The organism is Roseateles sp. GW823-FHT07B05, assembly GCF_058794515.1.
In genome coordinates this window covers 61661-75786 of sequence record NZ_JBXAGX010000002.1, presented here as the reverse complement: position 1 = coordinate 75786, position 14126 = coordinate 61661, and the positions used below count along the sequence as shown (strand labels likewise).

Below are 14126 nucleotides of genomic sequence, written 5' to 3'. Positions count from 1 at the left end.
GGCGACCATGACTGCAATCACGAATTTCGCGAAGACCTTCTTCCTCTGGGAACTGCTCAAGGGGATGAAGCTGACCGGCCGGCACTTCCTGTCGCGCAACATCACCATCCAGTTCCCGGAAGAGAAGACGCCGCTGTCGCCGCGCTTCCGCGGCCTGCACGCGCTGCGCCGCTACGAGAACGGTGAAGAGCGCTGCATCGCCTGCAAGCTCTGCGAGGCCGTCTGCCCCGCGATGGCCATCACCATCGAGAGCGACGTGCGCGCCGACGGCAGCCGCCGCACGACGCGCTATGACATCGACCTGACCAAGTGCATCTTCTGCGGCTTCTGCGAGGAAAGCTGCCCGGTGGACTCCATCGTCGAAACGAGCATCTTCGAATACCACGGCGAAAAGCGCGGCGACCTCTACTTCACCAAGGACATGCTGCTGGCGGTCGGTGACAAGTACGAGCCGCAAATTGCTGCGCAAAAGGAGGCCGACGCCAAGTACCGCTGATCGCTCGCCGGCCTCGCGGCCGCGGCGGTCCAGCTCAGCTGGCCTGGATACGTATGGACATCACGACCATCCTCTTCTACGTCTTCTCCGGCATCCTGCTGGTGAGTTCCTTCCGCGTCATCACGGCGCGCAGCACCGTGCACGCGGCGCTGTTCCTGATCCTGTCGTTCTTCACGGCGTCCTGCATCTGGATGCTGCTGAAGGCCGAGTTCCTCGCCATCGCGCTGGTGCTCGTCTACATCGGTGCCGTCATGGTGCTGTTCCTGTTCGTCGTCATGATGCTGGACCTGAACACGGACAGCCTGCGTGAGGGCTTCTGGACGCACCTGCCCGTGGCCGCCGTCATCGGCGCGCTGATCGCGTTCGAAATGGGCATCGTGCTGATGGGCGGCTTCCAGCTGGCCGACGCGCCGGCGCTGACGGCCGAACAGGCCAAGCTGGGCAACAGCAAGATGCTGGGCATCGAGATCTACACGAGCTACCTGTACCCGCTGCAGATCGCGGCCGTGCTGCTGCTGGTGGCCATCGTCGCCGCCATCGCGCTGACGCTGCGCCGCCGCAAGGACTCGCGTGCCATGGACGCCTCCGAGCAGGTCAAGGTCACCAAGGCCGACCGCCTGAAGATCGTCAAGATGGCCCCGACCGTCGCCGCTCCCGCGCAACCCACCGAAGGAGGCCAGGCATGATCGGCGCCCTGACCCTGGGCCATTTCCTGACGCTGGGCGCGATGCTGTTCGCGCTGTCGGTGATTGGCATCTTCCTGAACCGCAAGAACCTGATCGTGCTGCTGATGGCCATCGAGCTGATGCTGCTGGCGGTCAACCTGAACTTCGTCGCGTTCTCCCACTACCTGGGCAACATGGACGGGCAGGTCTTCGTGTTCTTCATCCTGACCGTCGCGGCGGCCGAGTCGGCCATCGGCCTGGCCATCCTGGTCGTGCTGTTCCGCAACCGGGCCAGCATCAACGTCGAGGAACTCGACGCGCTGAAGGGCTAAGAACAAGATGTCTGCACAACTGACCCAGAACACGCTGCTCGCGGTGCCGCTGGCGCCGCTGGTGGGCGCCATCGTTGCCGGTTTCTTCGGCAAGACGGTGGGCCGCCGCGGCTCGCACGTCGTCACCATCCTCGGCGTGCTGATCGCCTTCATCCTGTCGGCCCAGACGCTGTACAGCGTCGCCGTCGACGGCGCCCGCTTCAACGCCACCATCTACGAATGGATGGTGCTGGGCCCGCTGAAGATGGAAGTCGGCTTCCTCGTCGACGGGCTGACGGCGATGATGATGGTGGTGGTGACCTTCGTGTCGCTGATGGTGCACATCTACACCATCGGCTACATGGAAGAGGACGACGGCTACCAGCGCTTCTTCTCGTACATCTCGCTGTTCACGTTCAGCATGCTGATGCTGGTCATGAGCAACAACATGCTGCAGCTGTTCTTCGGCTGGGAGGCGGTGGGCCTGGTGTCCTACCTGCTGATCGGCTTCTGGTACAAGAAGCAGAGCGCGATCTTCGCCAACATGAAGGCCTTCCTGGTGAACCGGGTCGGTGACTTCGGTTTCATCCTCGGCATCGGCCTGCTGGTGGCCTTCGGTGGTTCGCTGAACTACACCGAGACCTTCGCCAAGTCCGAGCTGTTGTCCAAGATGGTGTTCCCGGGCACGGACTGGGCGCTGCTGACCGTGGCCTGCATCTGCCTGTTCATCGGCGCGATGGGCAAGTCGGCGCAGTTCCCGCTGCACGTCTGGCTGCCGGACTCCATGGAAGGCCCGACCCCCATCTCCGCGCTGATCCACGCCGCGACGATGGTGACGGCCGGCATCTTCATGGTGGCGCGCATGTCGCCGCTGTTCGAGCTGAGCGACACGGCGCTGAACTTCGTCATGGTGATCGGTGCCATCACGGCGCTGTTCATGGGCTTCCTGGGCATCATCCAGAACGACATCAAGCGCGTCGTCGCGTACTCCACGCTGTCGCAGCTGGGCTACATGACCGTGGCGCTGGGCGCGTCGGCCTACTCGGTCGCCGTGTTCCACCTGATGACGCACGCGTTCTTCAAGGCGCTGCTGTTCCTCGGCGCGGGCTCGGTCATCATCGGCATGCACCACGACCAGGACATCCGCAACATGGGCGGCCTGCGCAAGTACATGCGCATCACGTGGATCACGTCGCTGCTGGGCTCGCTGGCGCTGATCGGCACGCCGCTGTTCTCGGGCTTCTACTCGAAGGACTCGATCATCGAGGCCGTGCACGCCAGCCATCTGCCGGCATCGGGCTTCGCTTACTTCGCCGTCATCGCCGGCGTGTTCGTGACGGCGTTCTACTCGTTCCGGATGTACTTCCTCGTCTTCCACGGCAAGGAGAACTTCCACCACAAGCCGTTCCCCGGCGAGCACGACCACCACGACGATGACCATGGCCACGGCCATGCGCACACGCCGCACGAGTCACCCGCCGTCGTCTGGGTGCCGCTGGTGCTGCTGGCCATCCCGTCGGTGCTGATCGGCTTCATGACGATCGAGCCCATGCTGTATGGCGAGTTCTTCAAGGACGCCATCTTCGTCAACCTGCATGCCCACCCAGCAATGGAGGAACTGGCGCACGAGTTCCACGGCTCCCTTGAAATGGCGCTGCACGGCCTGAAGACGCTGCCCTTCTGGCTGGCCTTCGCGGGCGTTGCCACGGCCTACCTGTTCTACATGGTGGCGCCCAGCATCCCGGCCACGTTTGCCAAGGTGCTGCGCCCGGTGATCGTCGTCCTGGAGAACAAGTACTTCATGGACTGGATCAACGAGAACATCCTCGCCCGCGGCGCGCGCCTGCTGGGCACCGGCCTGTGGAAGGGCGGCGACGGCATGCTGATCGACGGCCTGATCATCAACGGCTCGGCCAAGACCGTCGGCGGCATCGCCGGCCTGGTGCGTCGCTTCCAGACGGGTTATCTGTACTGGTACGCGCTCGTCATGATCCTCGGTGTCACCGGGCTGATGACCTGGCAGCTGTGGCCTTACATCGTGCCCCAGTTCAAGTCCCTGATCGGGTCCTGAGCGAGCGGCGGAGAACAAGAATGTTGCTGAGTCTTGCGATTTTTCTGCCCATCGTCTGCGGCGCACTGCTGCTGGCGATCGGGCGCGACGAACAGGCCAACGCCGTGCGCTGGATGGCGCTGGTGGCGGCCGTGGCGAGCTTCCTCGTCACGCTGCCGCTGATCACCGGCTTTGACACCTCGACGGCTGCGATGCAGTTCGTCGAGAACCAGGCCTGGATCACCCGCTTCAACATCCGCTACCACCTCGGCGTGGATGGCATATCGATGTGGTTCGTGCCGCTGACGGCGTTCATCACCATCATCGTCGTCATCTCGGCCTGGGAGGTCATCGAGAACCGCGTCAACCAGTACATGGGCGCGTTCCTGATTCTGTCGGGCCTGATGGTGGGCGTGTTCAGCGCGCTGGACGGCATGCTGTTCTACGTGTTCTTCGAGGCCACGCTGATCCCGATGTACATCATCATCGGCGTCTGGGGCGGCCCGAACCGCGTCTACGCGGCCTTCAAGTTCTTCCTGTACACGCTGGCCGGCTCGCTGCTGATGCTGATCGCGCTGCTGTACCTGTACGCCAAGGCCGGTGGCAGCTTCGACATCCAGGCCTGGCACCAGCTGCCGCTGACGGGCACCGCGCAGACCTGGCTGTTCTTCGCCTTCCTGGCCGCGTTCTCGGTCAAGGTGCCGATGTGGCCGGTGCATACCTGGCTGCCCGATGCCCACGTCGAAGCACCCACCGGCGGCTCCGTCGTGCTGGCGGCCATCATGCTGAAGCTGGGCTGCTACGGCTTCCTGCGCTTCTCGCTGCCCATCGCACCGGACGCTGCGCGCGAGTGGTCGTGGCTCATCATCGCGATGTCGCTGATCGCCGTCGTCTACATCGGCCTCGTCGCGCTGGTGCAGAAGGACATGAAGAAGCTGGTGGCCTACTCGTCCATCGCGCACATGGGTTTCGTGACGCTGGGTTTCTTCATCTTCAACGAACTGGGCGTCTCCGGCGGCCTCGTGCAGATGATTGCCCACGGCTTCGTGTCGGGCGCCATGTTCCTGTGCATCGGCGTGCTGTACGACCGCGTGCACTCGCGTGAGATCGCGTCCTACGGCGGTGTCGTCAACACCATGCCCAAGTTCGCCGCCTTCGCCGTGTTCTTCGGCATGGCCAACTGCGGCCTTCCGGCCACGGCCGGCTTCGTCGGCGAGTGGATGGTCATCCTGGGCACCGTGAAGTACGACTTCTGGCTGGGCGGCATCGCTGCCACGGCGCTGGTGTTCGGTGCGGCCTACACGCTGTGGATGGTCAAGCGCGTCTACTTCGGCGACGTCGCCAACGACGACGTGCGCGCACTGACCGACATCAACAAGCGCGAATTCATCATGCTCGCGCTGCTGGCCGTCGCCACGCTCTATATGGGCCTCTACCCGAAGCCCTTCACGGACGTGATGCACGAGTCTGTCGTGGGCCTGCTCAAGCACGTGGCGCTGAGCAAGATCCCGGTCTGACGGCGAGCTGAGGCAAAACAATGAACGACATGAACTGGCTCGCGATCTATCCCGAAATCCTGCTGCTCGTGATGGGCTGCGTGGTCGCGCTCGCAGACCTGTGGGTCACCGACGAACAGCGCCGCCCCACCTACTGGCTGACCCAGCTGACGCTGGTCGTCGTCGGTGGCATGCACTTCGCCTACTTCGATGCCGGCGTGACGACCTACGCCATGCAGGGCATGGTGGTGGCCGACCCGATGGGCCACCTGCTGGCTGGCTTCGCGTGCGTGGCTACGCTGATCACCATGGTCTACGCGCGCCCCTACGCCGCGTCGCGCGACATGCTCAAGGGTGAGCTCTTCATCCTCAGCCTGTTCTCGCTGCTGGGCATCAACGTGATGCTGTCGGCGAACAACTTCCTGGTCATCTACCTTGGCCTGGAGCTGATGAGCCTGTCGCTGTACGCGCTCGTCGCGCTGCGCCGTGACCATGCGGTGTCGACCGAAGCTGCGATGAAGTACTTCGTGCTCGGCGCGCTGGCCAGCGGCTTCCTGCTGTACGGCCTGTCCATGATGTACGGCGCCACCGGCTCGCTGACCATTCCCGAAGTCTTCGACGTCATCGCCAAGGGCATCCCGAACAAGAGCGTGCTGATCTTCGGCACGGTCTTCGTCGTCGCCGGTCTGGCCTTCAAGCTCGGTGCCGCACCGTTCCACATGTGGGTGCCCGACGTCTACCAGGGCGCACCGACTGCCGTCACGCTGCTGATCGGCGGCGCGCCGAAGCTGGCCGCGTTCGCGATCACCGTGCGCCTGCTGGTGGAAGGCATGCTGGGCCTGGCCGTGGACTGGCAGCAGATGCTGGTGGTGCTGTCGGTGATGTCGCTGCTGGTGGGTAACCTGGCGGCCATCGCGCAGACCAACCTCAAGCGCATGCTGGCCTATTCCACCATCGCCAACATGGGCTTCATGCTGCTGGGCATGACGGCAGGTGTTGTTCACGACAACACGCTGTCGGCCACCAACGCCTACAGCTCGGCGATGTTCTACGCCATCACCTACGTGCTGACGACGCTGGGCACCTTCGGCATGGTCATCCTGCTGTCGCGCGCCGGTCACGAGGCCGAGGAGATCAAGGACCTGGCCGGCCTGGCCAAGCGCAGCCCCTGGTTCGCGCTGGTCATGACGATGTTCATGTTCTCGCTGGCCGGCGTGCCGCCCACCGTCGGCTTCTACGCCAAGCTGGCCGTGCTGCAGACGCTGGTTATCAGCGGCGAGCCGTTCTACCTGTGGCTGGCCGGCTTCGCGGTCGTCGTGTCGCTGGTTGGCGCGTTCTACTACCTGCGCGTCGTCAAGGTCATGTTCTTCGACACACCGACCGACACCGCGCCGGTGGCCGCGCCGGCCGACGTGCGCTTCGTCATGACGCTCAACGGCGCTGCGGTGCTGGTGTTCGGTCTGCTGCCGGGTGGCCTGCTGCAGATGTGCCAGATCGCCATCCGCCAGGCCCTGGCGACCTGACGCTGCGCTGCTGACGATGGATCAGTCCGCCGCCGTCTGGCTGGTCCTGGCCGTGGCCGTGCTCGCGGCCAACGCGCCTTACTTCAACGAGCGCCTGCTGCTCGTCGGCCCACGGCGTTCCCCGAAGGCGGTGAGCTGGCGGCTGCTGGAGCTGGCGCTGATGGCGGTGCTGACCTTCGGCGTCGGTGCGCTGCTGGAGTCCCGCATCGGCCAGCGCCACCCGCAGGGCTGGGAGTTCTACGCGGCCGGTGCCTGCCTCTTCATCACGCTAGGCTTTCCCGGTTTCGTCTGGAGATACCTGCGCCGTGGCCGAGGCTGACGACCATCTCGTCGAACGCCTGCTCGAAGGCGAGCAGGTCTACCAGGGCCACTTCCTGGACGTCCGCCGCGACCGTGTCGCGCTGCCCGACGGGCGCACCGCGCACCGCGAGTACATCCGCCATCCCGGCGCCGTCATGGTCGTGCCGCTGCTCGACGACGGCCGGCTGCTGATGGAGCGCCAGTACCGCTACCCCATGGGCCGCGTGATGCTGGAGTTCCCGGCGGGCAAGCTCGATGCCGGCGAGGCGCCGCTGGTCTGCGGCCAGCGCGAGCTGCTGGAAGAGACCGGCTACAGCGCTGCCGAGTGGGCCTATGCCGGCGTGCTGCACAACGCCATCGCCTATTCGGACGAGGGCATCCACATCTACTTCGCCCGCGGCCTCACGCGCGGCGAACAGCGGCTGGACGACGGCGAGTTCCTCGACCTCGTCACGCACACGGTCGACGAGGTCGACCGCATGGCCGCGCGCGGCGAGTTGACCGACGCGAAGACGCTGATCGGCCTGCTGTGGCTGCAGCGCTGGCAGCAGGGCGCCTGGTCGCTGGACTGGCAGCCGGCCTGAGCTTGGGCACGCAGCGCCTACCACGGCGCGAGTTTCTTCCGGGTTTCATCAGGTGCATGACCTCTGGCGGCGTGTTGCCATACCGTTAAGCTCCGGCGTTTGAGTCGTTCGACCCCTGCTCTTCGAGAAAGCCTCTCCATGACGCGTGCAACGCCGATCCTGACCGCCCTGACCCTGGCCCTGCTCCTCACCGCCTGCGGCAAGGGTGGCAAGCCCGAAGAAGCGCAGGCAGCCAAGCCGGCCGCGCCGCTGTTGCTGGCGCCCGAGGACCTGCGGCAGGTGGGGCAGAGCGGCCTGATCGGCTCGCCGGTCATCACGGGCGCCATCCAGCCGGCGCGCCGTGCCGACCTGCGTGCCGAGGTGGCCGCCGTGGTGCTGCAGGTGGCCAGGGACAACGGCGAGCGCGTGCGCGCCGGGGACCTCATCATCCGCCTCGACCCCACGGCCATCCGCGACAGCCTGACCTCCGCCGAGGAAGCGCTGCGCGCCGCGCAGCAGAGCTTCGAACAGACCGAGCGCGTGCTGTCGCGTCAGCGCACGTTGAACCAGCAGGGCATGATCTCCATGCAAGGCCTGGAGGACGCCGAGGTGCGCCGCAATGCCGCACAGAGCGAACTCGCCGCGGCCAAGGCCCGTGTCGTCACGGCACGCCAGCAGGTGTCGCGCACCGAGGTGCGGGCACCGTTCGACGGTGTCGTCAGCGAGCGCAAGACGTCGGTCGGCGACACCGTGCAGGTGGGCCGCGAGCTCGTCAAGGTCATCGACCCGACGTCCATGCGCTTCGAAGGCCAGGTCTCGGCCGACCGCCTCGGCGAGTTGAAACTGGGCCAGCCGGTGGCCTTCCGCATCAACGGCTTCGGCGACGCCGAGTTCCAGGGCAAGCTGGCGCGCATCGACGCCGCCGCCAACGCGACGACGCGCCAGGTGGAGCTTGTCGCCGAGTTCAACGACAAGGCCAAGGCGCCGCAGGTCTCCGGCCTGTACGCCGAGGGCCGTGTCGAGAGCAGCGACCGCAAGGCGCTGGTGCTGGCCGAAGGCTCCGTGCAGCGTCAGGGCGACAACGCCTTCGTCTGGAAGGTGGCCGGCAGCCAACTGAAGAAGGTGGCCGTCACGCTGGGTGAGCGGGACGACCGCCGCGGTGAAGTGGTCATCCTGTCCGGCCTCGCGCAGGGTGACCAGGTGCTGCGCTCGCCCACCGGCAGCCTCGTCGATGGCGCGCCGGTGCAGCGCGTGGCCGCTGGCGCGGGGGCCGCTTCGGGCGTGCCGTCCGCCGCTGCTGCCGCCAGCAAGTAACCCCAGGAGGTTCCACCCATGTTCCTCTCCAACTTCAGCATCAGCAAGCCCGTCGCGACCGTGGTCATGGTCATCGGGCTGATGCTGGTGGGCCTGCTGGCGCTGTCCAAGCTCAAGGTCAACCAGTTCCCCGAGGTCGAGCCGCCGGTGCTCGTCATCAACATCCCGTACCCCGGCGCGTCACCCGAGACGGTGGAGCGCGAGGTCGTCAACCGCATCGAGAAGGCGCTGCAGAGCATCTCGGGCGTGGACCGCTCCAACTCCACGTCGCGCGAAGGCAGCGCCACCATCGTGCTGATCTTCGATTTCTCGAAGAACATGATCGAGGCCGCCGACGAGGTGCGCAACGCGATCGCGTCGGTGCGCTACAAGCTGCCCACCGAGATCCGCGAACCCATCATCACGCGGGCCGACCCCGGCGCCCAGCCCATCCTGCAGCTGTCGCTGTCCAGCACGACGCTGACGCATGCGCAGCTCAGCCGCCTGGCCGAGGACAAGCTGGCAGAGCGCTTCCGCGGCATCCCGGGCGTGTCGACCGTGGGTGTCAACGGCGCGCTCAAGCGCGAGCTGTCCATCCTGCTGCGGGCCGAGAAGCTGCGCGAGTTCGGCGTGTCCGTCACCGAGGTGCTGAACGCCGTGCGCGCGCAGAACACGACGGCACCGGTCGGCAAGGTGCGCGGCGCGCTGGAAGACCAGAGCATCCGCCTGCTGGGCCGGCTGGAGAGCCCGGCCGAGTTCGAGCAGATGATCATCAAGCGCAACGCCGGCAACGTCATCCGCCTGGGCCAGGTGGCCGAGGTGCAGGACGGCTTCGCCGAGATGACCGGCTACTCGCTGCGCAACGGCCGGCCCAACGTCGGCATCTCCATCACGCGCTCGCGCGACGCATCCACCGTCAGCGTCGCCAACGACTCGCGCAAGCTGCTCAAGGAGATCGAGAAGGAACTGCCCAAGGGCACGACGCTTGAGATCACGCAGGACGGCGGCAAGGACGCCGAGGACAGCCTGCACAACGTGACCCATGCGCTGGTGTTCGGCGCAGGCCTGACGATCTTTGTCGTCTACGCCTTCCTGAACAGCTGGCGCTCGACGCTGATCACCGCGCTGTCGCTGCCCACGTCGGTGCTGGCCGCCTTCATCGCCGTGTGGCTGATGGGCTTCTCGCTGAACTTCATGAGCCTGCTGGGCCTGTCGCTGGCCATCGGCGTGCTCATCGACGACGCCATCGTCGTTCGGGAGAACATCGTGCGGCACATGGAGCGCGGCAGTGACCGCGTGACCGCGGCGCGCGAGGGCACGGCCGAGATCGGCTTGGCCGTGGCGGCGACGACGTTCGCCATCGTGGCCGTGTTCGTGCCGGTGGCCTTCATGGGCAACGGCCCGGGCCAGTGGTTCAAGCCGTTCGCGCTGACCGTGGTCGCCTCCGTCATCGTGTCTCTGATCATCAGCTTCACGCTGGACCCGATGCTGTCCGCCTACTGGGGCGACCCGCCGGGCTACCACGAGCAGCCCAAGACCGGCTTCAGCAAGCTGCTGGAGCGCTTCAACCACTGGTTTGACGGCGTCGCCAACGGCTACGGCCACGTCATCGCGTGGGCGCTGCACCACCGCCGCTGGATGGCCGTGTTCGCGGTGCTGAGCTTCATCGGCGCCATCGCGCTGCAGGCCAAGTTCGGCGGCTCCAGCTTCCTGCCGCAGGCGGATGCCGGCTTCCTCGCCATCGAGGTGCGCAGCCCCGCGTCCAGCAGCCTGGACTATTCCAAGCTCAAGCTCGACGCCGCCGCCGCGCTCGCGTCGACGATGAAGGAAACCAAGGCCACCACGGCCTACCCCAACGCCGCCGGCGGCCGCATCTACGTCGACATCGGCAAGAGCACCGAGCGCCAGCGCTCGGCCGCCGAGGTTGCCAAGGAGCTGCGCGAGAAGGTCGGCCGCCTCGTCGGCGCCGAGTACGTCGTGCTGGACGACCTGAACAACGGCGCGCAGAAGCCGGTGCAGATCCGCTTCTACGGCACCGACTCGCGCAAGCTGCAGGAGATCACGCAGGAGTTCCAGAAGACCATGGCCGGCATCAAGGGCGCCGTGGACATCGGCTACTCCGAGCAGGACCCGCAGAACGAACTGCAGATCGAGCTGGACCGGGGCCTGGCCAACCAGATGGGCATCTCCGTCAACGATGCGGCCCAGGCGCTGCGCGTGGCCTTCGCCGGCGTCGAGGCCGGCGACTGGATCGACCCGACCGGTGAGGCGCGCGACGTGTCCATCCGCCTGCACCCGGCCGACCGCGTGGACGCTGCCAACATCGAGCGCCTGCCCATCGCCGTCAGCGGCACCAACCGCATGGTGCCGCTGGACCAGATCGCCACGGTCACCATGGGCAAGGGCCCGGGCCAGATCCAGCACGGCGACGGCAAGCGCACCATCACGGTCAGCGCCAACGCACAGGGCCGCTCGCCTGGCGAGATCACGTCCGAGGCCAAGAAGCTGGCCGAGAAGATCGCCTTCCCGCCCGGCTTCGGCATCGAACTGGCCGGCGCCGCGCGCGACCAGCAGGTCGTCTTCACGGCCATGATCACCGCGCTGCTGTCCGGCATCGCGCTGATGTACTTCGTGCTGGTCATCCAGTTCAACAGCTTCACGGCGCCGCTGGGCGTCATGCTGTCGCTGCCGCTGTCCCTGATCGGCGTCGTGCTGGCGCTCATCATGACCGGCGGCACGCTGAACCTGATGAGCCTCATCGGCGTCATCATGCTGATGGGCCTGGTGGCCAAGAACGCCATCCTGCTGCTGGACGCGACGCGCCAGGAGGAGGCCGCCGGCATCGACCGCGAGGAGGCGCTGATGCACGCAGGCCGCAAGCGCTTCCGGCCCATCCTGATGACGACGCTGGCGCTGATCGCCGGCATGATGCCGGTGGCCATCGGCGTGGGCGAGGGCGGCGAGTTCTACCGCCCGATGGCCGTGGCCATCATCGGCGGCACCATCACGTCGACCATCCTGACGCTGCTCATCGTGCCGACGTTCTACGACAGCATCGAGATCGCCCGCGACCGCGCGCTTGCCAAGTTCCAGCGCCGCGTGCCGCGCTTCACCGTGATCGGCGCGTTCGTCATGACGCTGATCGAGGCGGTGTTGGCCCTGGTGCTGGTGCGCTTCGTCTTCCGCCTGTTGGCTTGGCCTTTCACGCGCCGCCGGAGTTCCGCGGCGGCGCTCGGATAACGGGTATGGCCTTACGGCAACTTCTTGCCGCGGCGGCGGCAGGCCTTCTGGGCTTTGCCGTCAGTTCGTCAACTGCCCATGCAGGCGAGGCCCAGGCGTTCAACGCACAGGACCTCTTTTTGGCATGTGTCGCAGGGTATGTGGGAGCGTCGTTCGAGGGCCAACCAGTCCCCACCTACGACGCGTCTTTGCAACTGGCTGCGGGCGCTCTTGAAAAGTCGGGGGCGGTCTGCCCCGTGCATGAAGAGGTAGCGCTGGCCTTGCGCGATCCGTCGTCCAATGCCTACCGCTGGCTGTTGATGGTTACCCGTGAGTTCATCGGAGCAGTCACCCGTGGTGAGAAGCTGCCTCAGGTCTTGAAGGGTCGCAGACCGTTCTGAAGACCTCGGTCGTTAGAGTATCCGCCCGGGATTCAGCAAGTCGAGCGGGTCCAGAGCCCGCTTGATCGAGCGCATCAGCGCCAGGGCCGTCGGGTCCTTGCGTGCGCTCAGTTCCTCGCGCTTGAGCCGGCCGATGCCGTGCTCGGCCGAGATCGAGCCGCCGCGCTGCTGCACCGCGTCGTAGACCTTCGCGTTGATGGCCGCCTCGTGCGTGGCCAGGAAGGCTGCTGGCTCGACGCCGGCCGGCGCCTGCACGTTGTAGTGCAGGTTGCCGTCGCCCAGGTGGCCGAAGTCGATGACCTCGACGCCCGGCAGATAGTCGGCCAGCACCGCATCCATCTCGGCGACGAAGCCCGGGATGGCCGACACCGGCAGCGAGATGTCGTGCTTGATGTTCAGCCCCGCCTGCGCCTGCGCCAGCGGGATGGACTCGCGCAGATGCCAGAGGCCTAAAGCCTGCTGCAGGTTCTGCGCGATGGCCGCGTCCTGCACGATGCCGCGCTCGATGGCCGCCTCCAGCAGCCCCTCGAACACGCCGCGTGCATGCTCGGCGCTCTCCGCGTCGGACAGCTCCAGCAGCACGGTCCACGGCACCGACGGCAGCGGCTGGGCCAGCTGCGGCAACTCGCGCGCCACCAGCGCCAGCGACGCCTGGTTCATGACCTCGAAGCCCGTCAGCGCATCGCCGGCGCGCTCGCGCGCCAGGCCCAGCAGCGCCACGGCGTCGTCCAGCGAGCCGCAGGCGGCCAGCGCCGTCAGCCGGTCCCGGGGCTGCGGGTACAGCCGCATCGTCGCCGCGGTGATGATGCCCAGCGTGCCTTCGCTGCCGATGAACAGGTCGCGCAGGTCGTAGCCGGTGTTGTCCTTGCGCAGGCCCGACAGGCCGTGCCAGACCTCGCCGGTGGCCGTGACGACCTCCAGACCCAGGCACAGCTCGCGCGCATTGCCGTAACGCAGCACCTGCGTGCCGCCGGCATTCGTCGCCAGGTTGCCGCCCAGCGTGCATGAGCCCTCGGCCGCGAGGCTGAGCGGGAACAGCAGCCCGGCGCTGGCCGCGGCGGCCTGCACGTCGGCCAGCACGCAGCCGGCCTCGGCCGTCAGGCTGGCGTTGGCGATGTCGATCCCGCGCACACGCTTCATGCGCGTCAGGCTCAGCACCAGCTGCCGGCCGCTGTCGTCCGGTGTCGAGCCGCCCACCAACCCGGTGTTGCCGCCCTGCGGCACGACGGCCACGCGGTGCTCGTGGCACAGCCGCATCACCGCGGCCACCTCGTCCGTCGATGCCGGCCGCGCGACCGCGAGTGCCCGGCCCACGTAGCGCTTGCGCCAGTCGGTTTCAAAGGCCGCCAGGTCGCCGCCGGTCAGCAGCCCGGCATCACCGAGCACGGCGCGCAGCGCGTCGAGCAAGGCGCTCATGCGGCCTTGGCCGCGGCCAGCCGCTGGCGGATCTGCGCCGTGCAGGCCGTGAACGCGACGACGCTCAGCGCCACTTCGCCCAGCGCCAGCCACTGGCCCGGGCCGCTCTCGCTGGTGCCGCGCACCAGGCCTTCCAGCACATAGAGCCAGATGGCCAGCGCCACCCAGCGGTAGGTGTACATCCGGTAGCGCCACAGGCCCAGCGGCGCCGGCAGCAGCGGCAGCACCTTCAGCGCCAGCGTGCCGCGGCCGGTCGGCGCCAGCCACAGCTCCCAGGCCAGACACAGCAGGATCAGCGCGACGACGGCGGCCACGGCGAGGTTGCGCGACAGCTGCTCTGCTGCGGTGGGCTCGGTTCTTTCGGGGGCGGTGGACATAGCTGCGGCATCATAG

Annotated in this window: 13 protein-coding genes; 11 read left to right on the top strand and 2 right to left on the bottom strand. The window is 66.9% G+C overall.

The window, feature by feature from the left end:
* The first annotated feature begins 7 nt into the window (after positions 1-7).
* From nuoI to AC1Q7O_RS04580, 11 genes are all read left to right on the top strand, one after another.
* On the top strand, positions 8-496 hold the full coding sequence (nuoI, locus tag AC1Q7O_RS04630) for an NADH-quinone oxidoreductase subunit NuoI (protein WP_119046407.1): 489 nt from the start codon (positions 8-10) through the stop codon (positions 494-496).
* A gap of 53 nt (positions 497-549) precedes the next feature.
* Positions 550-1182 (top strand): NADH-quinone oxidoreductase subunit J, encoded by a 633-nt coding sequence (locus AC1Q7O_RS04625; protein ID WP_492658352.1) that lies wholly within the window; start codon positions 550-552, stop codon positions 1180-1182.
* Complete coding sequence (gene nuoK / locus AC1Q7O_RS04620; protein ID WP_394510121.1) at positions 1179-1493, top strand: NADH-quinone oxidoreductase subunit NuoK; 315 nt, start codon at positions 1179-1181, stop codon at positions 1491-1493. The genes AC1Q7O_RS04625 and nuoK overlap by 4 nt, the downstream gene beginning before the upstream one ends.
* A gap of 7 nt (positions 1494-1500) precedes the next feature.
* Entirely contained in the window at positions 1501-3543 is a 2043-nt protein-coding gene (gene nuoL / locus AC1Q7O_RS04615; RefSeq protein WP_492658353.1) for an NADH-quinone oxidoreductase subunit L, read from the top strand.
* Positions 3544-3563: 20 nt separating this feature from the next.
* Positions 3564-5039 (top strand): NADH-quinone oxidoreductase subunit M, encoded by a 1476-nt coding sequence (locus tag AC1Q7O_RS04610; RefSeq protein ID WP_492658354.1) that lies wholly within the window; start codon positions 3564-3566, stop codon positions 5037-5039.
* Positions 5040-5059: 20 nt separating this feature from the next.
* Positions 5060-6541, top strand: coding sequence for an NADH-quinone oxidoreductase subunit NuoN (gene nuoN, locus AC1Q7O_RS04605; RefSeq protein WP_492658355.1), 1482 nt, complete (start codon positions 5060-5062; stop codon positions 6539-6541).
* A gap of 16 nt (positions 6542-6557) precedes the next feature.
* The gene (locus AC1Q7O_RS04600) at positions 6558-6860 is read left to right on the top strand and encodes a DUF2818 family protein (protein WP_492658356.1); all 303 of its coding nucleotides are present in this window, start codon (positions 6558-6560) and stop codon (positions 6858-6860) included.
* Complete coding sequence (locus AC1Q7O_RS04595) at positions 6847-7425, top strand: NUDIX domain-containing protein (RefSeq protein WP_492658357.1); 579 nt, start codon at positions 6847-6849, stop codon at positions 7423-7425. Before AC1Q7O_RS04600 ends, AC1Q7O_RS04595 begins: the two co-directional genes overlap by 14 nt.
* 138 nt (positions 7426-7563) lie before the next feature.
* Entirely contained in the window at positions 7564-8718 is a 1155-nt protein-coding gene (locus tag AC1Q7O_RS04590) for an efflux RND transporter periplasmic adaptor subunit (RefSeq protein ID WP_492658358.1), read from the top strand.
* Positions 8719-8736: 18 nt separating this feature from the next.
* Entirely contained in the window at positions 8737-11937 is a 3201-nt protein-coding gene (locus AC1Q7O_RS04585) for an efflux RND transporter permease subunit (RefSeq protein ID WP_492658359.1), read from the top strand.
* Between the two features lie 5 nt (positions 11938-11942).
* Entirely contained in the window at positions 11943-12317 is a 375-nt protein-coding gene (locus tag AC1Q7O_RS04580; protein ID WP_492658360.1) for a hypothetical protein, read from the top strand.
* Positions 12318-12329: 12 nt separating this feature from the next.
* On the opposite strand, the gene AC1Q7O_RS04575 is transcribed toward AC1Q7O_RS04580, so the two are convergent.
* Positions 12330-13733, bottom strand: coding sequence for an FAD-binding oxidoreductase (locus AC1Q7O_RS04575; protein WP_492658361.1), 1404 nt, complete (start codon positions 13731-13733; stop codon positions 12330-12332).
* Positions 13730-14110, bottom strand: a complete 381-nt coding sequence (locus AC1Q7O_RS04570; protein ID WP_492658362.1) for a DUF2069 domain-containing protein — start codon at positions 14108-14110, stop codon at positions 13730-13732. Before AC1Q7O_RS04570 ends, AC1Q7O_RS04575 begins: the two co-directional genes overlap by 4 nt.
* Positions 14111-14126 lie beyond the last annotated feature (16 nt).

What these genes read in the sequence shown, in the direction of transcription:
- nuoI (WP_119046407.1), top strand. Translation starts at nt 8, where the DNA reads ATGACTGCAATCACGAATTTCGCGAAGACCTTCTTCCTCTGGGAACTG.
- AC1Q7O_RS04625 (WP_492658352.1), top strand. Translation starts at nt 550, where the DNA reads ATGGACATCACGACCATCCTCTTCTACGTCTTCTCCGGCATCCTGCTG.
- nuoK (WP_394510121.1), top strand. Translation starts at nt 1,179, where the DNA reads ATGATCGGCGCCCTGACCCTGGGCCATTTCCTGACGCTGGGCGCGATG.
- nuoL (WP_492658353.1), top strand. Translation starts at nt 1,501, where the DNA reads ATGTCTGCACAACTGACCCAGAACACGCTGCTCGCGGTGCCGCTGGCG.
- AC1Q7O_RS04610 (WP_492658354.1), top strand. Translation starts at nt 3,564, where the DNA reads ATGTTGCTGAGTCTTGCGATTTTTCTGCCCATCGTCTGCGGCGCACTG.
- nuoN (WP_492658355.1), top strand. Translation starts at nt 5,060, where the DNA reads ATGAACGACATGAACTGGCTCGCGATCTATCCCGAAATCCTGCTGCTC.
- AC1Q7O_RS04600 (WP_492658356.1), top strand. Translation starts at nt 6,558, where the DNA reads ATGGATCAGTCCGCCGCCGTCTGGCTGGTCCTGGCCGTGGCCGTGCTC.
- AC1Q7O_RS04590 (WP_492658358.1), top strand. Translation starts at nt 7,564, where the DNA reads ATGACGCGTGCAACGCCGATCCTGACCGCCCTGACCCTGGCCCTGCTC.
- AC1Q7O_RS04585 (WP_492658359.1), top strand. Translation starts at nt 8,737, where the DNA reads ATGTTCCTCTCCAACTTCAGCATCAGCAAGCCCGTCGCGACCGTGGTC.
- AC1Q7O_RS04580 (WP_492658360.1), top strand. Translation starts at nt 11,943, where the DNA reads ATGGCCTTACGGCAACTTCTTGCCGCGGCGGCGGCAGGCCTTCTGGGC.
- AC1Q7O_RS04575 (WP_492658361.1), bottom strand. Translation starts at nt 13,733, where the DNA reads ATGAGCGCCTTGCTCGACGCGCTGCGCGCCGTGCTCGGTGATGCCGGG.
- AC1Q7O_RS04570 (WP_492658362.1), bottom strand. Translation starts at nt 14,110, where the DNA reads ATGTCCACCGCCCCCGAAAGAACCGAGCCCACCGCAGCAGAGCAGCTG.